At 62.2% G+C, this 24,035-nt stretch carries 26 protein-coding genes; 19 read left to right on the forward strand and 7 right to left on the reverse strand.

The features are described from left to right. Nucleotides 1-7: 7 nt before the first annotated feature. Complete coding sequence (locus HB630_RS17425) at nucleotides 8-472, reverse strand: (2Fe-2S)-binding protein (protein ID WP_213773501.1); 465 nt, start codon at nucleotides 470-472, stop codon at nucleotides 8-10. 407 nt (nucleotides 473-879) lie between these two features. On the opposite strand from HB630_RS17425, the gene HB630_RS17430 reads away from it, so the two are divergent. From HB630_RS17430 to ruvB, 4 genes are all read left to right on the forward strand, one after another. After that, nucleotides 880-1,626: a YebC/PmpR family DNA-binding transcriptional regulator gene (locus tag HB630_RS17430; RefSeq protein WP_213773502.1), complete on the forward strand. Its 747-nt coding sequence runs from the start codon at nucleotides 880-882 to the stop codon at nucleotides 1,624-1,626. Between the two features lie 108 nt (nucleotides 1,627-1,734). Then, the gene (ruvC, locus tag HB630_RS17435; protein ID WP_213773503.1) at nucleotides 1,735-2,262 is read left to right on the forward strand and encodes a crossover junction endodeoxyribonuclease RuvC; all 528 of its coding nucleotides are present in this window, start codon (nucleotides 1,735-1,737) and stop codon (nucleotides 2,260-2,262) included. Then, on the forward strand, nucleotides 2,259-2,876 hold the full coding sequence (ruvA, locus tag HB630_RS17440; RefSeq protein WP_213773504.1) for a Holliday junction branch migration protein RuvA: 618 nt from the start codon (nucleotides 2,259-2,261) through the stop codon (nucleotides 2,874-2,876). Before ruvC ends, ruvA begins: the two co-directional genes overlap by 4 nt. After that, a complete protein-coding gene (gene ruvB / locus HB630_RS17445; protein WP_213773505.1) occupies nucleotides 2,873-3,922 on the forward strand; it encodes a Holliday junction branch migration DNA helicase RuvB in 1,050 nt (349 codons plus the stop codon). Before ruvA ends, ruvB begins: the two co-directional genes overlap by 4 nt. Before the next feature lie 53 nt (nucleotides 3,923-3,975). Here the strand turns inward: ruvB and HB630_RS17450 are convergent, their stop codons facing one another. Beyond that, nucleotides 3,976-5,583, reverse strand: a complete 1,608-nt coding sequence (locus HB630_RS17450; RefSeq protein WP_213773506.1) for an oleate hydratase — start codon at nucleotides 5,581-5,583, stop codon at nucleotides 3,976-3,978. A 250-nt stretch (nucleotides 5,584-5,833) separates the two neighbouring features. Between HB630_RS17450 and ybgC the strand changes: the two genes are divergently transcribed. Together ybgC and HB630_RS17460 are read left to right on the forward strand one after the other, a co-directional pair. Next, a complete protein-coding gene (gene ybgC, locus HB630_RS17455) occupies nucleotides 5,834-6,283 on the forward strand; it encodes a tol-pal system-associated acyl-CoA thioesterase (RefSeq protein ID WP_346656106.1) in 450 nt (149 codons plus the stop codon). 83 nt (nucleotides 6,284-6,366) lie between these two features. Continuing rightward, nucleotides 6,367-6,834 (forward strand): nuclear transport factor 2 family protein, encoded by a 468-nt coding sequence (locus HB630_RS17460; protein WP_213773507.1) that lies wholly within the window; start codon nucleotides 6,367-6,369, stop codon nucleotides 6,832-6,834. 144 nt (nucleotides 6,835-6,978) lie between these two features. Here HB630_RS17460 and HB630_RS17465 read toward each other — a convergent pair whose 3' ends face one another. Next, a complete protein-coding gene (locus HB630_RS17465) occupies nucleotides 6,979-7,944 on the reverse strand; it encodes a glyoxylate/hydroxypyruvate reductase A (RefSeq protein WP_213773508.1) in 966 nt (321 codons plus the stop codon). A gap of 130 nt (nucleotides 7,945-8,074) precedes the next feature. Here HB630_RS17465 and HB630_RS17470 point away from each other — a divergent pair, with 130 nt between their 5' ends. The 3 genes from HB630_RS17470 to HB630_RS17480 all read left to right on the forward strand — a co-directional run bounded on the left by HB630_RS17470 (nucleotide 8,075) and on the right by HB630_RS17480 (nucleotide 10,418). Then, nucleotides 8,075-8,443, forward strand: coding sequence for a YciI family protein (locus HB630_RS17470; RefSeq protein ID WP_213773509.1), 369 nt, complete (start codon nucleotides 8,075-8,077; stop codon nucleotides 8,441-8,443). Beyond that, nucleotides 8,440-9,723: a sigma-70 family RNA polymerase sigma factor gene (locus tag HB630_RS17475; protein WP_213773510.1), complete on the forward strand. Its 1,284-nt coding sequence runs from the start codon at nucleotides 8,440-8,442 to the stop codon at nucleotides 9,721-9,723. Before HB630_RS17470 ends, HB630_RS17475 begins: the two co-directional genes overlap by 4 nt. Nucleotides 9,724-9,998: 275 nt before the next feature. Then, nucleotides 9,999-10,418: a VOC family protein gene (locus HB630_RS17480; RefSeq protein ID WP_213773511.1), complete on the forward strand. Its 420-nt coding sequence runs from the start codon at nucleotides 9,999-10,001 to the stop codon at nucleotides 10,416-10,418. 45 nt (nucleotides 10,419-10,463) lie between these two features. Here HB630_RS17480 and HB630_RS17485 read toward each other — a convergent pair whose 3' ends face one another. Both HB630_RS17485 and HB630_RS17490 read right to left on the reverse strand, forming a co-directional pair. After that, nucleotides 10,464-10,886, reverse strand: coding sequence for a hypothetical protein (locus tag HB630_RS17485; RefSeq protein ID WP_213773648.1), 423 nt, complete (start codon nucleotides 10,884-10,886; stop codon nucleotides 10,464-10,466). 147 nt (nucleotides 10,887-11,033) lie between these two features. Beyond that, a complete protein-coding gene (locus HB630_RS17490) occupies nucleotides 11,034-11,327 on the reverse strand; it encodes a hypothetical protein (protein ID WP_213773512.1) in 294 nt (97 codons plus the stop codon). Between the two features lie 425 nt (nucleotides 11,328-11,752). On the opposite strand from HB630_RS17490, the gene HB630_RS17495 reads away from it, so the two are divergent. The 6 genes from HB630_RS17495 (at nucleotide 11,753) to tolB (ending at nucleotide 17,139) form a co-directional block, all read left to right on the forward strand. Continuing rightward, nucleotides 11,753-12,475 carry a TetR/AcrR family transcriptional regulator gene (locus HB630_RS17495; protein WP_213773513.1) on the forward strand — a complete coding sequence of 241 codons (723 nt, stop codon included), beginning with the start codon at nucleotides 11,753-11,755 and terminating at the stop codon, nucleotides 12,473-12,475. Between the two features lie 117 nt (nucleotides 12,476-12,592). Beyond that, nucleotides 12,593-13,075, forward strand: coding sequence for a DUF2852 domain-containing protein (locus tag HB630_RS17500; RefSeq protein ID WP_213773649.1), 483 nt, complete (start codon nucleotides 12,593-12,595; stop codon nucleotides 13,073-13,075). A 488-nt stretch (nucleotides 13,076-13,563) separates the two neighbouring features. Continuing rightward, nucleotides 13,564-14,277, forward strand: a complete 714-nt coding sequence (gene tolQ / locus HB630_RS17505; RefSeq protein ID WP_213773514.1) for a protein TolQ — start codon at nucleotides 13,564-13,566, stop codon at nucleotides 14,275-14,277. A gap of 51 nt (nucleotides 14,278-14,328) precedes the next feature. Next, a complete protein-coding gene (gene tolR / locus HB630_RS17510) occupies nucleotides 14,329-14,775 on the forward strand; it encodes a protein TolR (RefSeq protein WP_213773515.1) in 447 nt (148 codons plus the stop codon). 10 nt (nucleotides 14,776-14,785) lie between these two features. Further along, complete coding sequence (locus HB630_RS17515) at nucleotides 14,786-15,721, forward strand: cell envelope integrity protein TolA (protein ID WP_213773650.1); 936 nt, start codon at nucleotides 14,786-14,788, stop codon at nucleotides 15,719-15,721. Between the two features lie 77 nt (nucleotides 15,722-15,798). After that, on the forward strand, nucleotides 15,799-17,139 hold the full coding sequence (gene tolB, locus HB630_RS17520) for a Tol-Pal system beta propeller repeat protein TolB (RefSeq protein ID WP_213773651.1): 1,341 nt from the start codon (nucleotides 15,799-15,801) through the stop codon (nucleotides 17,137-17,139). Nucleotides 17,140-17,189: 50 nt separating this feature from the next. Here tolB and HB630_RS17525 read toward each other — a convergent pair whose 3' ends face one another. Beyond that, nucleotides 17,190-18,179, reverse strand: a complete 990-nt coding sequence (locus tag HB630_RS17525) for a fatty acid desaturase family protein (protein ID WP_213773516.1) — start codon at nucleotides 18,177-18,179, stop codon at nucleotides 17,190-17,192. A gap of 490 nt (nucleotides 18,180-18,669) precedes the next feature. Between HB630_RS17525 and HB630_RS17530 the strand changes: the two genes are divergently transcribed. Both HB630_RS17530 and HB630_RS17535 read left to right on the forward strand, forming a co-directional pair. Beyond that, nucleotides 18,670-21,000, forward strand: coding sequence for an EAL domain-containing protein (locus HB630_RS17530; RefSeq protein ID WP_213773517.1), 2,331 nt, complete (start codon nucleotides 18,670-18,672; stop codon nucleotides 20,998-21,000). Between the two features lie 180 nt (nucleotides 21,001-21,180). After that, the gene (locus HB630_RS17535; protein ID WP_213773518.1) at nucleotides 21,181-21,921 is read left to right on the forward strand and encodes a hypothetical protein; all 741 of its coding nucleotides are present in this window, start codon (nucleotides 21,181-21,183) and stop codon (nucleotides 21,919-21,921) included. A 9-nt stretch (nucleotides 21,922-21,930) separates the two neighbouring features. Here the strand turns inward: HB630_RS17535 and HB630_RS17540 are convergent, their stop codons facing one another. Further along, the gene (locus tag HB630_RS17540; protein ID WP_213773519.1) at nucleotides 21,931-22,101 is read right to left on the reverse strand and encodes a hypothetical protein; all 171 of its coding nucleotides are present in this window, start codon (nucleotides 22,099-22,101) and stop codon (nucleotides 21,931-21,933) included. 183 nt (nucleotides 22,102-22,284) lie between these two features. On the opposite strand from HB630_RS17540, the gene pal reads away from it, so the two are divergent. Continuing rightward, entirely contained in the window at nucleotides 22,285-22,776 is a 492-nt protein-coding gene (gene pal / locus HB630_RS17545) for a peptidoglycan-associated lipoprotein Pal (protein WP_213773520.1), read from the forward strand. A gap of 190 nt (nucleotides 22,777-22,966) precedes the next feature. Beyond that, nucleotides 22,967-23,959: a tol-pal system protein YbgF gene (ybgF, locus tag HB630_RS17550; RefSeq protein WP_213773521.1), complete on the forward strand. Its 993-nt coding sequence runs from the start codon at nucleotides 22,967-22,969 to the stop codon at nucleotides 23,957-23,959. The last annotated feature ends 76 nt before the right edge of the window (nucleotides 23,960-24,035 follow it).

Raw genomic sequence — 24,035 nt, forward strand, 5'->3', positions numbered from 1 at the left:
GGCCTCCCTACGACTGACGCCCGGACGCAGCCTGCTTGATGGCTGCGCGGATCCGCACATAGGTGCCGCAACGGCAGATATTTCCGGCCATCGCCGCATCGATGTCGGAGTCGTCGGGGTTTGGCGTGGCCGCGAGCAGCGCCGCTGCCGACATGATCTGGCCCGACTGACAATAGCCGCACTGGATCACCTCCAGATCGAGCCAGGCCTTTTGCACCTTCGCGCCGGTGGGCGAGGCGCTGACGCCTTCGATGGTGGTGACGGCGCGGTCGCGCACGGCGCTGACCGGCAGCACGCAGGATCGCACCGGTTTGCCGTCGACATGTACCGTGCAGGCGCCGCATTGGGCGATACCGCAGCCGAATTTGGTGCCGGTCATGCCGAGGATGTCGCGCAGCACCCAAAGCAGGGGCATTTCCGGCGGAGCATCGACGGACTTCTGCTCGCCATTGATCATCAGCGTGGTTGTCATCAAAACCTCCAATGCGGCGCCGCGGGCAGCGGACGCCGTGGCGAAATTCGCCTTGGGCTGATCGCATATCGATTCGAACTATATCGCGCGACGGCGCGCGAAGAAGCGATATATCTTTGCAACGCTGGCTTGAACCGCGGACGGGAACGATTAGACGAAAAGTCCTTGCGGAATTTTGGCGCCGTGGTTGCTCGCGTTTGTGCTTTTTCGTTCGGGATTGCTGAAAATCCGCGGCGAATTCATCCTTGCCGTGGTCGCCCGATGCGGTGGCGGTGTCGCCTCGCGGGCCGAAGGGCGCCATTATCGCGGGCTAAAAATTTCGGTAAACCTTTGATTTTACCGGGGTCGCGGCCTATAAGGCCGCGCTTCCCCTCCTTAACGTTCTGGACGAATCCAAGAGACCTCGCATGGCCGGCCATTCCCAATTCAAGAACATCATGCACCGCAAAGGGCGGCAGGACGCCCAGAAGTCGAAGCTGTTCGGCAAGCTGGCGCGCGAAATCACGGTATCGGCGAAACTGGGAACCCCGGACCCGGCGATGAATCCCCGCCTGCGCGCGGCCGTGGTCGCGGCGCGCCAGGAAAACATGCCGAAGGACAATATCGAGCGCGCCATCAAGAAGGCGGTCGGCGGCGAGGGCGATAATTACGACGAGATCCGCTACGAAGGATATGGTCCGGGCGGCGTCGCCGTCATCGTCGAGGCGCTGACCGACAACCGCAACCGCGCGGCTTCCGACATCCGCTCCTTCTTCACCAAGTCGGGCGGCAATCTCGGTGAAACCGGCTCGGTTGCCTTCATGTTCGACCGCACCGGCGTCATCGAATATGACGCCAGTGTCGCCTCCGATGACGCGATGCTGGATGCGGCGATCGAAGCCGGCGCCGACGACGTGGTTTCAAGCGAAAACGGGCACGAGATCTATGCCTCGCAGGAAACCTTCCGCGACGTCGCCAAGGCGCTGGAGGCCAAATTCGGCGAAGCCCGCAAGGCGGCGCTGACCTGGAAGCCGCATAACACCGTGGCGGTCGACGACGAGACCGGCGAAAAGCTGTTGAAGCTGATCGATCAGTTGAACGAGCATGATGACGTGCAGAATGTCTACGCCAATTTCGAGGTTTCCGACGCCCTGATGGAGAAGATGGGCGGTTGATGTAGTCGCGGAATGCTTCCACGGCTCCGACGTATCGGATTTCCGCTTTCGCGGGGATGACGTTCTGTTTGTGTTTCGTTCCCGCGGCTCCGGCGTTATCACTACCCCATGACATCGCCGCCGATTCGCCATCCCGTCCGCATCCTTGGCATCGATCCAGGCCTGCGCCGCACCGGCTGGGGCGTGATCGAGATCGACGGCAACCGGCTGAGCTTTATCGGTTGCGGCTCGGTGGAACCGCCGGACGACCTGCCGCTGGCGAGCCGCCTGCTCGCGATCCATGAGGGGCTTGCGGCGGTGCTTGGCGACTTCCAGCCGGCGGAAGCCGCTGTCGAGCAGACTTTCGTCAACAAGGATGGCGTCGCGACGCTGAAACTCGGGCAGGCGCGCGGCGTCGCGATGCTGGCGCCGGCGATGTTCGGGATATCGGTCGCGGAATATGCGCCGAACCAGGTGAAAAAGACCGTGGTCGGCGCCGGTCATGCCGACAAGAACCAGATCCAGGTGATGCTGAAGATCTTGCTGCCGAAGGCCGAGCCGAAATCGCCCGATGCCGCCGACGCGCTGGCGATCGCTATCACCCATGCGCATCACCGCGCCAGCGCGGCGCTCAGGATGAAAGTCATGGGCCTATGATCGGCAAGCTCAAGGGCCTGATCGACAGTTATGGCGAGGACTACGTGATCCTCGATGTCGGCGGTGTCGGCTATCAGGTGCATTGCTCGGCGCGCACCTTGCAAACGCTGCCGTCATCCGGCGAGGCCGCGGTGCTGTCGATCGAAACCTATGTGCGCGAGGACCAGATCAAGCTGTTCGGCTTTCATAGCGATGTCGAGCGCGAATGGTTCCGGTTGTTGCAGACGGTGCAGGGCGTCGGCGCCAAGGTGGCGCTCGCGGTGCTCTCGACCTTGCCGCCGGCCGAACTTGCGAACGCGATTGCCCTGCGTGACAAGGCGGCGGTGACGCGCACGCCGGGCGTCGGCCCGAAAGTCGCCGAGCGCATCGTCACCGAATTGAAGGACAAGGCGCCTCACTTCGCCAATGTCGATCCGGCGCTGGTGCATCTGTCCGGCGCGCTCGACGACCAACGCGCGCCGCGTCCGGTCACAGATGCGATTTCGGCGCTGGTCAATCTCGGCTACGGCCAGCCGCAGGCGGCCGCGGCGATTGCCTCGGCCTCCCGCAGCGCCGGCGAGAATGCGGAAACCGCGCAACTGATCCGGCTCGGCTTGAAGGAGCTGGCGAAGTGAACCCGCCCTCCCGTATCGTCACCCCTGAACGCCGCACCGACGATGTCGGCGACACCGTGTTGCGCCCGCAATCGCTGTCGGAATTCGTCGGGCAGCAGCAGGCGCGCGCCAATCTCTCGATCTTCATCGAGGCAGCGCGCAAGCGCGGCGAGGCGCTGGATCATGTATTGTTCGTCGGCCCTCCCGGCCTCGGCAAGACCACGCTGGCGCAGATCGTGGCGCGCGAGCTCGGCGTCGGCTTTCGCGCCACCTCCGGCCCCGTCATCGCCAAGGCCGGCGATCTTGCCGCCCTGCTCACCAATCTCGAAGAGCGCGACGTTCTGTTCATCGATGAGATCCATCGTCTGAGCCCGGCGGTCGAGGAGGTGCTGTATCCGGCGATGGAGGATTTCCAGCTCGACCTCATCATCGGCGAGGGGCCCGCGGCGCGCTCGGTCAAAATTGAACTGGCAAAATTCACGCTTGTCGGCGCCACCACGCGGGCCGGTCTCCTGACCAATCCGCTGCGCGATCGTTTCGGAATTCCGGTGCGGTTGAATTTCTACACCGAGGAAGAACTGGAAAAAATCGTCATCCGCGGCGCGCGCGTGCTCAATGTCGGCATGACGCCGGACGGCGCCAACGAGATCGCGCGGCGCGCCCGCGGCACGCCGCGCATCGCCGGCCGATTGCTGCGGCGGGTGCGCGATTTTGCTTCCGCCGCCGATGCCGCCTCGATCGACCGCAAGATCGCCGACAACGCGCTGGGCGCGCTCGAGGTCGATAGCGCGGGCCTGGACGCCATGGACCGGCGATATCTCACCACCATCGCAATGAATTACGGCGGTGGGCCGGTGGGGGTGGAAACCATGGCGGCGGCGCTATCGGAGCCGCGCGACGCCATCGAGGACATCATCGAGCCCTATCTGATCCAGTGCGGCTATCTGCAACGCACCCCGCGCGGCCGGCTTCTGACTTCGCACGCCTTCCGCCATCTCGGCCTCGCCGAACCCACGCGCGATCCGGCGCAGTTCGGATTGTTAGGCGGGGAAAGCGACGAGGAGTAAGGCAATCGCCGACCGAACCTTGATTCATTCAGTTCGATCGGCCGCGCTTTTTTTCAGTGCGTCAGCGTCTTCGCCGCCCCCAGCAGCACGCCGAGATCATACTGCGCCTTGTAGAGCGGTGAGACCTTCTTATCGAGGCCGAGCAGCGCGATCACGGCGGTCTGCGCCGAACGCACCGAATATTCCACGGTGAACACCACGTCGTCGGGAATTTCGCAATACTGCCCGATGAAGGCGATGTTGGTGGTGCCGGGAGGCTTGACCGGCGGCCGGTCGCCCATCACGCGCGGCATGAACTGGCTGGTGATGTACGGCATCATGCAGGGAATGCAGTTCGAGGTTTTCAGGATCAGATCCTTTTGAGCGTCGAAACGCAGGTGGCCGAGCAGCTCGATCATCAGCTCCTCGCCGCTGCAATCCGACATCTTCTTTTTGACGAAGTTGCCGACCTGATCGACGAACAGGCCATAGCCCCAGAACACCTTGATGTTGTCGGGCTGGCCGATGAAATGCGGCTGGGCGGCGAGCACCACCGACATCAGCCAGTTTGAATCGGTGAAGGTGACGAGGCCGCCGGTGCCGGCGACGTTGCCGGTGAATTTCTCCATCATCTCGAAGAAGGTCGGATCCCGCATCGTCACCGTGAAGGACAGCCACTTCGATTCGTCGATCTTGCCGTTGAAGACGGAAGGCCGGCCAAACGCGGTATCCTTCGCGGCGAGCTTTTCCCAGAGCGTCCAGGATCCGTCGGTCTTGCCGTCTCTGTCGTGAAGTGCGGCCGGCTGGGTCATCGAACCCAGCTGCGAGGCCGCCGTCATCGACCCGTTGGTGACGAGCACCAGATCGTCGGCGCCGACAGCGATCGGCTCCGGCCTGCCGTTATGGACGCAGTGCAATCGCTCGACGCCCTTGCCATGCGGCCCATAGACGAAATCGAGGTCGGTGACGGCGGTGCCGGTCTGGAAGCGCACGCCTTGCGCCTTCAGCCAGTTCGTCACCGGCAGCACGATCGAATCGTACTGGTTGTAAGGCGTCCGGCGAACGCCGCCGAGCGTATGGATGCGGGGAAATTCCTGGATGAAGCGGTGCAGATAGCGTTTCAGTTCGACCGCGCTGTGCCAGGGCTGGAACGCGAAAGTCGTGACCCACATGTACCAGAAATTGGTGGTGAAGAACGAGGGCGCGAACACATCCTCGATCCGCTTGGCGCCAAGCGATTCCTCGGATGCCGCCATGAGCTCGATCAGGTCGAGCCGGTCCTGGTTGGAAAATCCCAGAACGGAGACGTCGACCTTTTTGCCGTTCCGCACCAGCCGTGCGCGCGAATGCGGGATGTGCTTCTCGTTGAATTCATGAATCTCCTGGCTGACGGTTTTTGCGGGATCGGTCAGCGACGGGATGAATGACAGCAGATCGAAGGTGCAGGTGTAGGCCTCATAGGTGAACATGCGGCCGCCGCGGATGACATAGCCATGCTCCGGCGAGCCGCTGCCATCGAGGCTGCCGCCGAGCTGCGCCGTCTCTTCGAAAATGCAGATATTGGAGCCCTTGAGGCCCCCGTCGCGGATCAGATAGGCTGCGCTGGCGAGTGCAGCGATACCGCCGCCGACGAGATAGGCCTTCACTTCGCCGCGCTGCGCGGATCGATCGGTGTTCGCCATGAGAGATCACCTTTATGGGGTTGGTGGGCCGCCGGTATAGGGACCGAGTCCAGCCACGGTATCCTTTGGTATGCCTTTGGCGCGTTCCGGTCTTGACCTCGATCAATGTTCCGGGGGCGGATTATTCCTTGCGGTCTACCCAGGGAATTGACGCCGGCCGTGTTGCGAGGGCATGTCACAATCGCGTAGAGCGTGATCCGGATCCAGAGGGTCGCATGAATCACGACCCGCTCATTTCCGGGGACGTCAGGTGCAAACAGCTCATATCGATGGCGAGATCCGCGATGGCCGTCATCACATGCAGGTCCGTGTCTACTACGAGGACACGGATTTTTCCGGCATCGTCTACCATGCCAATTATCTGCGCTTCATGGAGCGCGGGCGGACCAATCATCTGCGGCTGATGGGCGCCGAGCAGCATGCGCTGTTCGAACAGGCCCATGAGGAGACGCCGGGTTTTGCGTTTGTCGTGCGTTCGATGCAGCTCGATTTTCTGAAGCCGGCACGGATGGATGACGTGCTCGACATCGTGACCTGGCCGGTCGTGGTGAAGGGGGCCTCGATCACGCTGGCGCAGGAGGTGCGGCGGGGCAAGGATGTGCTGGTCACGGCGCAGGTTCGCGTTGCCTTCATCAGCGAGGGACGGGCGCAGCCGATCCCGAAATCGCTGCGGCTTCTGATGAAGGCCGATCTGATTTAGCTATCGGCCGATAGGCACGATGCCATCGACTTGTCGCGTCACGGCGATAAATTCACGGCGGATCATCAAAGCCGGAGATCACCATGTCGCGTCCGCCGTTTCCGCCTTTCACCAAAGAGACCGCCGCCCAGAAGGCCCGCATGGCCGAGGATGCCTGGAATTCGTGCGACCCCGAACGGGTGGCGCTGGCCTATACCGAGGACAGCCGCTGGCGCAACCGCTCGGAATTTTTTCAAGGCCGTGCCGCCATTGTCTCCTTCCTCACCCGCAAATGGGAGAAGGAAAAGGACTATCGCCTGATCAAGGATCTCTGGGCGTTCGACGGCAACCGCATCGCAGTGAGGTTCCAGTATGAATGGCACGACGCGGGCGGCCAGTGGCATCGCTCCTATGGCAATGAGCAATGGGAGTTCGACGAGCATGGCCTGATGCGACGCCGCGAGGCCAGCATCAACGATATCGAGATCTCCGAACAAGACCGCCGCTTCCGCTGGCCCGCGCCGGGCCCGCGACCTGCGGACGTGCCGGGCTTGGGTGAAAGCCCGTTTTGATTTTTTGGGTCGTCCCCGCGAACGCGGGGATCCATACCGCGCAATCCATCGATGAAGCAGCGTGGCGGAGGTCACATGTAAAATAACCGCTCCCTGTGGTTATGGGTTCCCGCGTTCGCGGGAACGACGACAAGAGATCGCGTCCTAATATCCGCGCGTGGCATCGACGACGTTTTCAAGGGCGTCACCGGATTCGAAGCGTTCGATCTGGCGTGCCACGTATTTCGAGATCTCGTCGGCATCGGTGTCGGCGGCGTTATGCGGCGTCAGCACGACCTTCGGATGCGTCCAGAACCGGCTGTCCGGCGGCAATGGCTCCGTTTCATAGACATCCAGCGAGGCGCCGCCGAGCGTGCCGTCGTCAAGGCAGGCGAGAATGTCGGCCTCGTTTTGCAATCCGCCGCGCCCGGCGTTGATCAGCACCGGCGCGCCGAGCGGGCCGGTCCGATGCAGCTTCGCGAACAGATCGCGATTCAAAATGTGCCGCGTATCCGGCGTCAGCGGCAGCAGGCTGACCAGAATATCGGTCTGCTGCAGAAACGCATCGAGCTGGGCGGCGCCGTGAAAGCATTCAATGCCGTCGATCCGCTTCGCGCTTCGGCTCCAGCCGGTCACGCGAAAGCCGAGTTGCGTCAGCGCCCGCGCGGCGTGTGCGCCAAGCGTACCGAGGCCCATGATTCCGACCGAGATCGCGCTCGCCGGCCATTGATATTTCGGCGCCCAGCGCTTCTCGCGCTGGCTGGCGCGCAGGTAAGGTTCCTGCCGATGATGCATCAGCACGTGAAGCACGACATATTCCGTCATCCGCGCGGTCAGGTCGGAGACCGCCACGCGAACCAGCGGCACCTTCGGCAGGCTCCTGTCGGCCATCAAGGCGTCGACGCCCGCGCCGAGGTTGAAGATGACGCGCAGGTTTGGAAACGCCGCAAGCTCTCCCGGAGCGGGTTTCCAGACCGCGGCGTAACGGATCTCGGTCGGATCGAGCCCCGCATCCGGCAGCAGAACCACGCGCCGGTTGGAGCAGACATTGTCGAATCGGCTTTTCCATCGTTGCGGCGACCAGTTTTCGGTTCCGCCGTGGATGAGCAGCGCGAGTGCAGCTTTGTTCATTGGATTTTGCCCGGGATCTTTCAACGTTCCGGCACCATACTGGCCCAGCCGCTTGGCGCAAAATATTTCCGGTTTATTGTCGGCTCCGCGGCCCGTTATTCGTCGTCACAGTGAACGGGAGCTTTTCCGTATGCTCTATGCGATCCTTTGCTACCACGATGAAGACCTCGTCGGTTCCTGGACCCAGGAACAGGATGCCGCGGTGATGCAGAAACTCGCCGTCGTGCAGGACAAATTGACCAGACAGGGACGGCTCGGCCCGGTAGCGCGGCTCCTGCCGACGACGGCGGCGACGACCCTGCGCAAGGAAAATCCGCCCGTCGTGCTCGACGGGCCCTTCGCCGAGACCAAGGAGCAATTGCTCGGCTTCTATATCGTCGATTGCAGGAATCTGGATGAGGCGCTCGATGTCGCCCGCGACCTCGGCGCCGCCAATCCCGGCGGCGCTTACGAGATCCGGCCCGTCGGCCTGCTCAATCCGGGAGGTCTGAAGCCGTGACCGACGTCGCCTGGATCGACGCCGCGCTGACCTCGGCGCGTCCCCAGGCGGTCGGCGCGCTGTTGCGCTACTTCCGCGATCTCGACATCGCCGAGGAGGCTTTCCAGAATGCCTGCCTGCGGGCGCTGAAAAGCTGGCCGCAAAACGGGCCGCCGCGCGATCCCGCAGGCTGGCTGATCATGGTCGGGCGAAATGCGGCCATCGACGATATCCGGCGCGGCCGCAAGCAGGAGCCGCTGCCCGAGGATGATGCGATCTCCGACCTCGACGACACCGAGGAGGCATTGGCCGAACGTCTCGACGGCTCGCATTATCGCGACGACATCCTGCGGCTGCTGTTCATCTGCTGCCATCCCGAACTGCCGGCGACGCAGCAGATCGCGCTGGCGCTGCGCATTGTCTCGGGGCTTACCGTGAAGCAGATCGCGCGCGCCTTCTTGGTCAGCGATGCCGCGATGGAGCAGCGCATCACCCGCGCCAAGGCGCGCGTCGCCGATGCGGAGGTGCCGTTCGAGGCGCCGGGCGCCGCGGAGCGCGCCGGGCGGCTCTCCGCCGTTGCCGCGATGATCTACCTGATTTTCAACGAGGGCTATTCCGCGAGCGGCGACACCGCCGATATCCGCAACCCACTATGCGAGGAAGCGATCCGCCTGGCGCGGCTGTTGCTGCGGCTGTTTCAGAACGAGCCTGAGATCATGGGGCTGATGGCGTTATTGCTGTTGCAGCATGCCCGTGCCGCCGCACGCTTCGATGCCGATGGCGGATTGATCCTGCTCGAGGATCAGGATCGCAATCTCTGGAATCAAACGCTGATCGCGGAGGGGCTGGCGCTGATCGACAAGGCGATGCGCCATCGCCGCAGCGGGCCCTACCAGATCCAGGCGGCGATCGCGGCCCTGCATGCCCGCGCCGCAAAGCCCGGGGATACCGACTGGAAACAGATCGATCTGCTTTATGGCGCGCTTGAGGTCATGCAGCCCTCGCCGGTGGTGACGTTGAACCGTGCGGTTGCGGTGTCCAAGGTGCGCGGGTCCGAGGCGGCGCTTGAGATGATCGAGCCACTGGGCGAGCGGCTGTCGAATTACTTTCATTTCTTCGGCGTGCGCGGTGCATTCCTGATGCAACTCGGCCGCCATGATGAGGCGCGCGTTGCCTTCGATCGCGCCATCGCGCTTGCCAATACCACGGCGGAAGCCGCCCATATCCGCATGCATCTCGACCGTCTGATGCGCGAGGGGCGGCCGCAGGGCGCCAGGGCGGATAAGTCGCCGGCAAATTGAGAGGGCGTCACGGTCGAGACAAGTTGGGACAGGACGAGGCAAAATAAATTTACGTGCCCCGTCGGACCGCGCCTGCCCCGTTCGTTCTAGGGGCGGCATCAGCGCTTGGAACCGGCGGCGCCCTTGGCGGGTGGCTGGCCGTCACGGGGACGATGGACAAAACGGGTTATGCTTCGGGTGAAACGCGTGTTGATGTCGTTTTCGCGCTGAAGCGCAGGGAAACTATCGAACGTTTCAAGGATCATTCATCCGGGGATCAACCAGAGGAGCAGGCGATGCAGATCAATCCCTATCTGTTTTACGACGGAAATTGCGAGGCGGCGTTCACCTATTATGAGAAAGCGCTCGGCGGCAAGATCGAGCTGATGCTGAGAAACGAGGAGGCGCCGCCGGAGATGCCGTCGCCGCCGGAACGGAAAAAGAAAATCATGCACGCCAGGATCTCGATCGACGGCCAGGTGCTGATGGCGTCGGACGCACCTCCGGAACATTTCCATAAGCCCCAGGGCTTTTCGGTCTCGCTGACGGTCGGCGATCCCGCCGAGGCCGAGCGCAAGTTCAACGCGCTCTGCGAAGGCGGCAGCATCAACATGCCGCTCGGCAAGACCTTCTTCTCCAAGGGATTCGGCATGGTCATTGACCAGTTCGGTATCCCCTGGATGGTCAATTGTCCGCTCGATCAGTACAGCCATTGAACGGGCAATCTAATGCGAAGCCGGTGCCGATGGACAGCTGATGGTTCATCGGCACGACGGATAAATCGCCGCGAGTTCGCGTCCGCGCAGCAGCAATAGGCGGGACGACAATCCGCCGCGCCGCGAGATCCACGCTTGCACGGCGTCGGGATAGGCTTCCAGCACCAGCTCCGAGGCTTCCGGCTCGGCATGCAGGCGGCCGCGCCGGTCCATTGATCGCGCGGCATGAAATCCCAGCACAGCCCGACGGGTCACGCAGATGCGCTCGGAGGGAACCAGGCTCAGCACCAGTGTGCAGGCCGACAGGCACGGCCCGTCGATGACGACGCGTTCACCGGATTCGCGGACGCTTTCGAACAGATCGAGGAACGGGCCGACGGCTCCTCCGGGGCTGCCGAGAATCCGGATTTCGGCAGACGATGGCGAGGCGAGAACAAGCAGCAGTGTGACCGACAGAAAAATCTTCAGGCCGGTCTTTGGCACGATGAGAACTCCTTGGTGCCACGATGACTGGAACAATAGATCATGCGAGGCGCCGTCGTCCTTGAAGGCTCGCTTCGCGCGGGTCATGGCGTTGCGAAGCGAGCCTTCAGCAAGACCGAAACCTCCTTCGGGTCAAGCCGTGGTTCTGTTCTTGATGGCGCCAACAATGGCCGTAAGGACGGCGCCGGCAACGCCGCCGCCGGCCACCTGGCCGATGATGCTGCCGATATCCGGCGTCGAGGCGCCATTGGCGAGCAGCGGAATCAGCGTGCCGAGGATCTGTCCTCCGGCGCCGCCGCCGATGGCGCCTGCGATGGTGTTTCCAAGCGTACCGAGATCGATATTCTTCGCTGCGCCTGCGGCGACATTGCCGCCGACCGCGCCACTGATGACCTGAATGATCAGATTGATGAGTAGTCCCGACATGACGTGATACTCCTCGCTCCGGTGTTTGAGGTTCAGCCCTGTCCGCGCACGACGCCGGACCATCGCCGCGTCACGGCAGAGCTTAGGCGTTTGGTCCGGGAAGTCATGCTGCGTGCGCGAAGAGGCGGGTGAATTGGCCGGCGAAATTGTTTTCAGGCTCCCACAACCTTTTTGAGCTGCGCCGCCTGACGCCGCGCATGGGCCGGTTCGACGCAATAAGGCCGCAGGGGGAGGCGAGATGCAGGGTCGATTGCGGCGCCCGTTAATCATCGGCTGTGCCGGTTGATCTAGAGCATGTTCTGATTGAATCAGAACCGAAGCTCTCAATTCTTGTTTTGACGCGTTTTCTTCGCGCGAACCGGTATCCACTTCGCTCAAAAACGCTGTAGTGACCTTTGCGGGCGGCTCATGTAAAAGCCATTTACATGAGCTGGAACAAAGAGCAGGGCCGCACCGAGCGCGGCTACCATCACGGCAATCTCAAGGAAGCGCTGTTGCAGGCGGCGCTCGACCTGATCGCGAAGAAAGGCCCGGCCGGGTTCACCTTCGCCGACGCGGCGCGTCTGGCCGGCGTCAGTCCGGCCGCGCCCTACCGGCATTTCCGCGACCGCGACGAATTATTGTCGAGCATCGCGCTGCGCGGCTTCGAACAGTTCGAGGCGATGTTGACCCATGCCTGGGATGATGGCCGTCCGGAAACGGTTGCGGCGTTCGAGCGGGTCGGCAAGGCCTATCTCGCCTTCGCGCGCGAGGAGCCGGCATTCTATTCGGCGATGTTTGAATCCGGGCTTCCTCTCGATCTTAACCCGGCGCTGCTTGCGGCCAGCGAGCGCGCGTTCAGCGTCGTCCGTGCGGCCGCGGAGCGCCTCGCCGCGTTGGCGCCGCCCGACGTGCCGCGGCCGCCGGCCCTGATGATGGCGCTGCACATCTGGTCGATGTCGCATGGCGTGGCGTCGCTGTTCGCGCGCGGCGATGCGGCGAGGCGCAAACTGCCGATGTCGGCCGACGATCTGCTGGAGGCCGAGGTTTTGATTTATCTGCGTGGGCTCGGTTTCCCGGTCGGCGGTGGGCCGGCCCAGCCAACAGAGCGTGCCGATCAAAAGACCAAGGCCAGCCCTGCCTCCGGTCCCTGGGGCGCTCGCAAATAAAGTTCCAGAAATAATTTGACGGGCGCCGGCTGCGCCTCGCTTGACAAAAACCCGGAATGGGTTAGGTATGTAAATGTTATTTACATTCACAACGGCGTGACGCCGATGGAGAGGGAAATGGCCTACACCGCAGATGTCAATCGATGGCGCGGCCCCGACAACGAGCCCTATCGGCCGCATTGGCGCGCGCAGCCCGGTTTGGTGATCGCGACCGTCTTAGGCTTCCTGCTGTGGTGGCCGGTCGGACTTGCCTTTCTCTTTTTCACACTCAGGAGCGCGAACATGGGTTGCTGGAATCATCAGGATCGCTGGCAGAACAAGATGGAGCGGATGCAGTACAGGATGGAGCGGATGCGCGACCGCATGGAGCAGCGCGGCTTTCCGTTCGGCGGCTTCCGCGGCTTCGGCCCGCCCTCGAGCGGCAACCGCGCCTTCGATGAATACCGCATGGAAACGCTGCACCGCCTCGAGGAGGAGCAGCGCGAATTCAGGGATTTCCTGGAGCGCCTGCGTCAGGCCCGGGACAAGGAGGAGTTCGACCAGTTCATGGCGCAGCACCGCCAGCGTCCGACTCCGCCGAACGATCAGCCGCAGGGCTAAAACATGATCGGAGCTAAAACATAATTCCGAAAGGTCGAGACCGGCGTTCGGAAAAGGGGGGCTTGCCCCAATCAAGATCAGACCCTGAGATTTAAGTTTTACGCCCTCGATCCCATACCCTCAGGCCTAGCGCCCCCAAACCTGAGGGCTACCCCCGCCGCCCACCTGCTCCCGCGGGTGGGCGGCTTTCTTGTGCCGGTAAAACTATGCCCCGCGGCGGCATGTCGGCGGGATGGCGCCTTTTGAAATCCCCTGTGGTAACTTCGCCTTAACCATGATTAGCGTCTGGTTAGTGACGTAAGGACGCGCGGACAGCCCTTGTTTTGACATGTTGGCAGGGAATGCAGGCTTCCGGCTTTGGACGGGCCTCCCATGCGACACAAAAAGGCTCTTGTGCGCTTTCCCGCGCGCCAGACGCGCGGCTGTGGGACCGGCAGCGATGCTCCCGGAGATTTTGGGACACATGCGTTGAAGAGGATACCGATAAAATGAATCCGGCCGACGTGGCTCAGTCAGCTTTGCCGATCGCATCCGGCGACGTGTCGTTGATCGCATTGTTTCTGCAGGCCGCATGGATCGTCAAAGTGGTCATGTTGGGTCTGCTGGCCTGCTCCGTGTGGGTCTGGGCGATCGCAATCGACAAGATCTTCCTGTACGGGCGCACCAAGCGTTCCATGGACCGGTTCGAGCAGGCGTTCTGGTCCGGCCAGTCGATCGAGGAGCTTTACCGCACGCTGTCGGCCAAGCCGACGCAATCGATGGCGGCCTGTTTCGTCGCCGCGATGCGCGAATGGAAGCGGTCGTTCGAAAGCCAGGCGCGGTCTTTCGCAGGACTTCAGATGCGGATCGAAAAGGTCATGAACGTTTCCATCGCCCGTGAAATCGAGCGGCTGGAGCGCCGGCTCTTGGTGCTGGCGACCGTCGGCTCGGCGGGGCCGTTCGTCGGCCTGTTCGGCACCGTCTGGGGCATCATGTCGAGCTTCCAGTCGATCGCCGCCTCGAAGAACACGTCGCTGGCGGTGGTGGCGCCCGGCATCGCGGAGGCGCTGTTTGCCACCGCGATCGGCCTTATCGCCGCCATTCCAGCGACTATTTTCTACAATAAGTTCACGTCCGAGGTGAACCGGCAGGCGCAGCGGCTGGAAGGATTCGCCGACGAATTTTCAGCGATCCTGTCGCGCCAGATCGATGAGCGGGCATGAGGCAAGGTATTTGAGGGACGGTATCATTGTGAGCATCTTGGACATCAGATCATGGCGATGAACATGGCAGGTCCGGCGAGTAGCGGCCGCCGCGGCCGTCGCCGCGCCGTGATGGCGGAAATCAACGTCACCCCGATGGTGGACGTCATGCTGGTGCTGCTGATCATCTTCATGGTGTCGGCGCCGCTGTTGACCGTGGGCGTGCCGCTCGATCTGCCGCAGACCCAGGCCAAGAGCCTCGAGCAGGACAAGACGCCATTGCAGCTTTCGGTCGACGTGAAGGGCCGGATATTCATCAACGACACCGAGGTCGCATTCAACGAATTGATACCGAAGTTGAAGGCGATCACGGATGCCCGCGGCGGCCTTGATGAGCGTATATTCATGCGGGCCGACAAGAAGGCGGATTACGGTACGGTTGCGAAAGTGATGGGTCTTTTGTCGGGCGCGGGCTTCAAACGCCTGGCGCTGGTCACCGAGGTGGAGCAGGGGACCTGAGAGCGTGAAGGTGAAGGTCGACAAGACACTCCTCGCGTCCGTGGCCCTGCACGTCCTCGTGATCGGGTGGGGGCTGGTGTCGTTCTCGTCCAAGGCCTTCGAATCCGCGCCGGAAGAATCCCTGCCGGTTGACATCGTTTCCGCCGATCAGCTCGCCCGTGTCACGGCCGGCTCGAAAACCGGCAAGAAGGAAAATCCGAAGCCGCTGGTGGAGAAGGTCGCCGAAGCCAAGCCGGTGGACGACGATGCCGTCGGCAAGATCAGCGACAAGCCGCCGGTGGTGACCGACACTTCGCCGCCGCCCGAGCCGAAGCCGGTGGAAAAACCGGTCGAGAAAACGCCTGATCCGCCGAAGCCGGTCGCCGAGAGCAAGCCGAAGGAAGAACCCAAGCCGATCGAGAAAAAACCGGATCCGCCCAAGGTCGATCCGATCGCGGAAGCGCTGAAGAAGGAAGAGAAGAAGCCGCCGCCGAAGCCGCAGACCCAGGCCGCGACACCTCCGCCGCAACAGAACAAGCCCAAGGAACGGACCTTCGATCAGTCCAAGATCGCGGCCCTGCTCGACAAGCGTGATCCGACGCGGCAGGCGGTGACCGGCGAAACGCTGAATTCGAACGCATCGCTCGGGCTTTCCAAGGGCAAGGCCGCCGACAATTCGGCGACATGGGGTTCGATGTTCAAGGAGCAGGTCGATCGCTGCTGGAAAAAACCCTATGGCGGGATCGAAGCCCAGAAGCCGCAGATCGTTATCGATATCAGGCTGAAGCGCGACGGCACGCTCGAAGCGCAGCCGATTCCGGAAGGGACGCCGGGCACGCCCTATCTTCGCGTCTATCAGGAGAGCGCCCTGCGCGCGATCATCGATTGCCAGCCGTATAACCTGCCCGCGGCCTATTTCGACGAGTGGAAATATTTCGGGGGTTTATTCACCGACGAAAAGACCTGAATGCTGCTACCAACGGCAGCGCGAAACTGCGAAACGAAGCCCGTGACAAAATGACCTACAAAGATGGATTGCGTGAAATGACGTTCCGCCCGAGCCGCCGGCAGCTCATTTCCGGAGCGGCCTCGCTTGGCGTGCTGGCCGCGGGCGGCGCCCGCAGCGCCTTTGCGCAGCAGGGACCAAAGATCGTCCCGATCCCCGGCGGCGAATTCCAGCCGATGTCGATCGCGATCCCGAATTTCGTGCCGGGCACGCCGTCGGACGGCGAGGTCGGCGCCAATGTCACGCAAGTCATCACCAACAACCTCAAGCGCAGCGGGCTGTTCGCGCCGATCGATCAGGCCGCCTTCATCGAGCGGATCACCAATATCGACGTCGCGCCGCAATTTGCGAACTGGAAGACCGTCAACGCCCAGGCGCTGGTGACCGGCCGCATGACCCGCCAGGCCGACGGCAGCCTGAAAGCGGAGTTTCGCCTCTGGGACGTCGCCACCGGCCAGCAGCTCGCCGGCCGGGCCTATTCCACGTCGCCGGAATATTGGCGGCGCATCGCGCATATCATTTCCGACCAGATCTATGAACGGCTGACCGGTGAGAAGGGCTATTTCGACACCCGCATCGTGTTCGTCGATGAAACCGGACCCGCGCAGCATCGCATCAAGCGCCTCGCGCTGATGGATCAGGACGGCGCCAATGTCCGTTACCTGACCCGCGGCAGCGACCTCGTGCTGACGCCGCGCTTCTCGCCGTCGACCCAGGAAATCACCTATATGGAATTCGGCCAGGGTGACCCGCGGGTCTATCTGCTCAATATCGAGACCGGGCAGCGCGAGATCGTCGGCAATTTTCCCGGCATGTCGTTCGCGCCGCGCTTCTCGCCGGACGGCCAGCGCGTCATCATGAGTCTGCAGCAGGGCGGCAACGCCAACCTGTTCGTGATGGATTTGCGTTCGAAATCGACCACGCGGCTGACCGACACGCCGGCGATCGACACCTCGCCATCCTATGCGCCGGACGGCACGCAACTGTGTTTTGAATCCGATCGCGGCGGCAAGCCGCAGATCTATGTCATGGCGGCAACCGGTGGTCCCGCGCAACGCATCTCCTTTGGCGACGGCACCTATTCGACCCCGGTATGGTCGCCGCGGGGCGACTACATCGCCTTCACCAAACAGGGCGGCGGACAGTTCGCCATCGGCATCATGAAGCCCGACGGGTCTGGCGAACGCATTCTTACCGCCGGATTCCACAATGAAGGACCGACCTTCGCGCCGAACGGCCGCGTGCTGATGTTCTTCCGCGATCCCGGCGGCGAGGCGGGGCCGTCGCTGTTTAGCATCGACATTTCCGGGCGTACCGAGCAGCGGGTCCCGACCCCGAGCTTCGCGTCCGACCCGGCCTGGTCACCGTTGTTGTCTTGAGCGCGGCGGATCGGCAAATCTCCGCCGCCGATCATTCGCAGGCGTCCGGCCTATGATGTCGACGTGGAGCCGGCCATTTCCGCGTAACGAGCCGCCGCGCAGTCGCGCAGCAGCCCGCTGAAATAGCCGTAAGTCACATGCGCGATTTCCGGATAGGGCTTCCGCGTCATCAACAGCCGATGAAGCTCCCCGAGCCTGAAGCAGGGCACACCCGGGAATAGATGGTGTTCGAGGTGATAGTTCAGGCCCCAGGGCGCGATCAGCCATAGCTCCCAGAACGGCGCCACGACGGTACGGCTTTCGGTAAGCACGTTCTCGTGCTCCACCGCATAGTGTTCGGCGACGCTGCGGATATACCGGATGGCCAGGAATACCGTCATCAGCGGAACGATCCAGTAAAGCAGAAGCAGCTTCCAGAAGCCCAGCACGATCGATGCAACCAAAAGCGCGGCAAAGAAGAACAGCCGCGCACGGGCCACCGCGGCCGCAATGTCGCGCGTATCCTTGTTCTTGTGAAATCCCGTGACGGCGGTAAGGCTCTTCAGGCCTGACAGATACTGCATGATGCGCATCAGCACGCTGCCGGGCGATGCCGGAAATTCGTACTCCTTCAGCCCTACATTGCGTTGCCAGTCGGGATCATTTTCACTGTTCAACTCGCGATGATGAGCGAAATGGGTATTGCGATAGCCCGCCATCGAAGCCGATGTCGGCAGCGCGATAACCTCCCCGATGAAGTCGTTGAGCTTTCGATTGGCGTAGCCGCGATAATGAGCGGCGTCGTGCATCAACGCCCCCAAGCCGTTGATCCGAGAGCCGATGACGACGACGGCAAGCGCATATACTAGCGGACTCCACCAGGTTTCGCTGATCCAGATGGCGGCGGCGATCAGGCCGAACTCAAGCAGCGCGGTCAAAGTAAATCTGGTGCTGTCGATCTGCGAAAGGTTGCGAATTTCTTCCTTGGAAAGAAGGCGGGGAATATCCCGCAAACAGGAATCGCCCAATTTCGCTGAGCGGGCCACAACTGCATCGGTCATCCGGCACTCTCCAGAACGCCACACTCTTCAGGACGCGGCCTGTTAGACCGAAACTACCTTCTGTCCGGCCTTTTACCAAGGCGCGTTAATCCAAAATTAAGGTCAAATCTTAACCCGTGGTTAAGATTTACGCCGCGGAGATGGCTGACTTGCGGTGAGCGCGGGTGATGCTTCCCGAGGCCCGGCGATGACGCAGAACCTGCGCGGCCCGTTGTCGACATTTCGGGGGACGGTGAACGAATGGATTCCAGTCCCGGACTTTGACGCCCGACCTGGCCTGGTCTCCGCCATTGTCGTCAGTGGCCGGCGGTCCCGCATCGGCGCTTCGCCTCAGCGTGCCGCATGGTCGGCAAACCTTGCCTAGCTCACTGATTTAACAAGTGGATTTTCATCGTTGCATGCCGCATACAACATTCCGGTAACAATATTCCCTCAGAAAGACTTCATCAGCGGCGGGTAAGGTACGAGACTGAAAGGACGTGCATTTCCCATGCAGCTTGCAAGCCGATCCAGGGACCCCGATCAGGAGATGTCACCGTCGATTTACGCGGGACTGGTGGATTCGCTGTTCATGAATCCAGCGCCCATGATCTTCGGCGCTTTCGGTCCCGCGATTGCCGGCGCCGTGATTGCGATTGCCACCGGCGATATCCTGATCTGGCTGTGCGTGCTTCTTTTCGTGGTGGTGGGCACAGCGCGTGCCCTCCAGATGTACCGCTACCAGCAGCGGAACGCTCCGTTGACGGCAACCGAAGCGGTGACCTGGGAAAAGCGATACCGGATCGGTGCGGTCGCTTACGGTCTCACGCTCGGCATCTGGGGCGTCACGGTCCTGCTGCGGACCAGCGACGTGGCCGCGCATATGCTCTGCGTCACGACCGTGGTCGCCTATACGTCGGGCGGCGTTGGACGCACATTTGGCCGGCCGCGCATTTTTCATTTGCAGGTTCTGCTGGCCTGCGGGCCCCTGATCGCGGCGCTGATGTTCGTCGGCGGATATTATTATTTCGTTCTTGCCTTGCTCAGCCTCGTTTTCTTCGTTGCCATCCGGCATCTCACCTCCAGCCTGCAACGGATCTATGTGAATGCATGGGTCGCCAGGGAACGCGAAGCCGCGATCGCCGGCCAGTTCGACACCGCGCTCAACAACATGCCGCACGGGCTGTGCATGTTCCGCGCCGATGGAAGTTTGGCGGTGATGAATCATCATTTCAGCGACATGATGCATCTGTCGGACGATCTCGTGCAGCGCGGCGCCAGCGCGTCCGACATCGTTGCGGCCTGCGTCAAGGCCGGCTCGCTCTCCGAAGCGAGCGGCAAGATGATCCTTGCCGAAATCGACAACACCCAGACGCGGGACATGATCACGACCGATCCCGATGGCAGCCGGGGACGCTCGCTGTCCTGGACATTCCAGCCGATGGCCGGCGGCGGTGCCGTGGTGCTGCTCGAAGATGTTACCGAGCGTCGTAACGCCGAAGCCAGGATCAGCCATCTGGCGCGCTATGACGAATTGACGGCGCTGCCCAACCGCCTGAATTTCCGCGACGAGATCGGGCGCCTGCTGGCCGTTCAGCAGGAAGGCGAGCAGTTGTCGGCATTGCTGTTCATCGATCTCGATCAGTTCAAGCAGGTCAACGATACGCTGGGCCACCCCTGCGGCGACGAGTTGCTGCGCGCCGTGGCCGAACGGCTGCGCAGCATGCTTCGCCCCGAGGATTTTGTCGCGCGCTTCGGCGGCGATGAATTCGTGGTGTTTCAGCAGAACCTGACCACGCCTGAAGAGGCCGCGGTTCTGGCGCGGCGCATCGTCGATCGCCTGAGCGAGCGATACAAGATCGAGAACCATCTGGTGGAGATCGGCGCCAGCGTCGGCATCGCCCTGACATCCCGCGGGGTCAATGCCGATACGCTGCTGAAGAATGCGGACATGGCGCTTTATCGCGCCAAGGCCGATGGCCGCGGCACCTTCTGTTTCTTCCGGGACGAGATGGCGCAGATCGTCGAGTCGCGCCGCACCATGGAGCTCGACCTGCGCAAGGCGCTGGCGAATGAAGAGTTCGAGATGTTCTACCAGCCGCTGGTCAATCTGAAGTCCGGCCGGATATCGACCTGCGAGGCTCTGCTGCGCTGGAATCATCCGCTGCGCGGCACGGTTTCCCCGATCGACATCATCCCGGTCGCCGAGGACATGGGGCTGATTATCGATCTCGGCCGCTGGATTCTGCGCAAGGCTTGCATGGAATGCATGAAATGGCCGGAAGGCGTCAGCGTCGCCGTGAATTTCTCGCCGCAGCAATTCCATCAGCGCGACGTGCTGAGCGAGGTTCGCTATGCGCTGGAAGTTTCCGGGCTTCCCGCGCGCCGGCTCGAAATCGAGATCACCGAGTCCTCGCTGTTGCGCAACACGCAAACGACCCACGACGTGCTGTCGCAGCTGAGCGCGATCGGGGTGCGGATATCGCTGGATGATTTCGGCACCGGTTATTCCAGCCTGAGCTATCTGCACAATTTCCCGTTGCAGAAGGTGAAGATCGACCGTTCGTTCCTCGAGGGCATCGACACCGATCGTCCGCTGACGCTGTTGCGTGGCGTGGCGCGGCTTTCCGCCGATCTCGGCATGTCGGTCGTGGTCGAAGGCATCGAGAGCAACGAGCAACTCGATCTGATCAGCGCCGACGGCACGATCACCGAGGCGCAGGGCTTTCTGTTCAGCCGGCCGGTCCCGGCGGTACGGATCCGCCAACTCCTGAATGCTTCGCATGGCCGCCATGTGCCCAGCGAGCAAACCCTGGCGGCTCCTTCACGATCGATCGCCTGATTGTTTCAACCGGCGCATCGGTAGAATATTATTATTGCGCGGGTGTCTTCGCGGGCCCGCCGCGCACGCGTTTTTGAACGCCGGAATTAACCCTGATACCGCGATATTTTTGCAAATCGGTTAGGGAAATGTTAATGTTATTTAGGTGCGCATAAGTTGTTGGGACTTGAGGAGTACCGCGTGGCATCGGCAGCCGAAGTGTCTACAGTAGCTCCCGCACGGATCTCAGACCCGCTCGATCAAGTCGATTACCGTCTGGCGCAGACACCCAGAGAAAAAGAAGAGATCTACAACCTTCGGTACCGGGCCTATCTACGCGAGGGCGCCATCCGGCCGTCGGCCGACGAACGCGTCACCGATCGATATGACGAGGTCCCCAATTCCTGGGTATTCGGCGTTTACTTCCACGGTGAGCTTTACAGTTCGATCCGCGTCACGGTATTGACGCCTGATCAGCGGGTGTCGCCGTCGCTCGACGTGTTCGGCGATATTCTTCAACCGAAGCTCGATCAGGGCTTCTCGTTCATCGATTCAACCCGCTTCGTGGCCGATCCCGCCAAGGTAAGAAATTTCCCGGAGCTTCCCTATGTGACGGCTCGGCTGGGTTCGACCGCCGGTGTTCATTTCAATGCCGATTATGGATTGGCGCCCGTCCGCCCCGAGCATCAGGCATTTTACCGCCGTATATTTTTGCAGGAAACCTGGTGCGAGCCGCGGCTGTACCCCGGTCTGGTCAAGGCGGTCGGATTGATGGCTGCGCATTATCCGACGGTGCGGGAAAGGGTTCTGGCCCGTTATCCGTTCCTGCGTTCGAGCGCGTTCGAGCGGCGGATGTTGTTCCAGCGCGCCAGCGCCCGCCCTTCATCGCCCAGCGAGGTGATCACCTCGTTCGAGCCGGCCTCGATCGTTCCGCATTCCTGAAAGCTCGCTTTACAAAGGGCCGCCTTGCAAAAAGTCGTCCTGCAAAGGCCGGACTTCAAAGGCTGTATTGTCGGGCAACGGCGGCTTGACCGGCGTTGCGGCAACGGTTTCGGTGTTGGCTGAAAGTTCCCTCGGAAGATGGCCGGGAATTCGGCTCTGAAAACCGGTACTGCGGGCCATGGAGCCGCTTGCTCCACCCTCGCGCCACATTTACAACCCATTAACCATCACGGGCGCTTTTCGCCATTCGGGGGCATTTGATCGGCCTTGGCAACTCCCCGTCAAGGTTGACGGAACGTTCGCTTAACCAACCCCCTGTAGACCCGATGGACAGTTGGATAACCCGAGCGTGGAGGCTCAGGAATGAAATCTCAGATGCGTATCCTCCAGGGATTGAAGCTGGCCGCGGTATTGGTTGTGGCGCTGTCGATGGGCGCCTGCGCCAACAAGAACTTCGGCGCTGATGGCGCGATGGCCAATGCGGCGACCCCGGGCAGCCAGCAGGATTTTGTGGTGAATGTCGGCGACCGCGTATTCTTCGAAAGCGACCAGACGGATCTGAGCCCGCAGGCGGCCGCGACCCTGGACAAGCAGATACAATGGCTGCAGGCCTATCCGCGCTACAGCTTCACCATCGAAGGCCATGCCGACGAGCGCGGCACCCGCGAATACAATATCGCGCTCGGCGCGCGCCGGGCCCAGTCGGTTCGCACCTATATGGCATCGCATGGCATCGATGCGGGCCGGATGCGGACGATCTCTTACGGCAAGGAACGTCCGGTCGCGGTGTGTAACGACATCTCGTGCTGGTCGCAGAATCGCCGCGCCGTCACGGTTCTGAACGCCAGTTCTTGAGCTTTCGTCTCTTGAGCATCCATCGCGCGAAATGATGTCGCCGGCGCCTTTGGGGCACCGGTTTCTTTTTCGTGACCGGATCCGGCCAGATAGACCCAGCCAGCTGTTTGTATCAGTCACATTTTTGGCGTACTCGATCTCTCAATGTAGCCTGCTTCCGATGTCAGGCTGGCTTCGTCGTCAGGGCAAAATGTTATCCAGATTCCATAGAGTTACGTGGGCTGCGGCATTCACCGCGACGCTCGTGCTGGGTCCGCAGGTCTTTGCGCAATCCGACGACGCCGATCCGGAAATGCGGATTGAGCAGCTTGAGAACCAGTTGCGGCAATTGACCGGTCAGAACGAGGAACTGCAACACCAGAACCAACTGCTCCAGGAGCGCTTGCGGGCGCTCCAGGGCGGGGCGCAAGTCGCGCCCGGTCCTCAACCGGTCCAGCCGGGAGCGCCTGCTCCGAACTATGCCGTGGCTGCTCCGGCCCAGCCCGGTCCGGCTTATAACCCGCCGCCCCAGCAGGGATATGGTCAGCAGCCGATCGCGGCTCCCGCACCGATCTACCAGGAAGAAGCCCCGGCGCAGGGCCAGCGTCGCGGCGACGCCTTCGATCCCAGCCAGAACCCGAACGCCCCCGGCGCGCCGCGTCCGCTGGGCGGCGGCCAGATGCCGGTCACGAACGGCGCGCCGGGCGGACGGGCCCCGGGTGAACCGCTCAATCTCGGCTATCCCGGCGCCAATAATGGCGGCGGCGGACCTCCGCCGAATGCCGCCGACGCCGGTAGCCTGACCACCCTGCCGCCGTCGGCGACGCCGCGGGACGAGTTCGATCTCGGCATCGGCTATATGGAGCGCAAGGACTATGCGCTTGCCGAGCAGACCATGCGCAATTTCGCGCAGAAATATCCGGGCGATCCCCTGGTCGCGGATTCGCAATACTGGCTGGGCGAGAGCCTGTACCAGCGCCAGCAATACCGTGATGCCGCGGAAGCTTTCCTCGCGGTGACCACCAAATACGATAAATCGGCGAAGGCGCCCGATGCGTTGCTGCGGCTCGGACAATCGCTGGCGGCGCTGAAGGAAAAGGAAGCCGCCTGCGCCGCGCTGGGCGAGGTGACACGAAAATATCCGCGCGCCTCGAGCGGCGTCAAAGCGGCCGTGGACCGGGAGCAGAAGCGGAGCAAGTGCTGACGCGACGGCGCGTGCAGGCAATGCTGGGCCTGGACCGCATCTCGGCATAAACTCGATCAGTCCTTGAAGTTTTGTC

It is taken from the genome of Bradyrhizobium sp. dw_78, assembly GCF_018449525.1.
Lineage (GTDB): Bacteria > Pseudomonadota > Alphaproteobacteria > Rhizobiales > Xanthobacteraceae > Bradyrhizobium.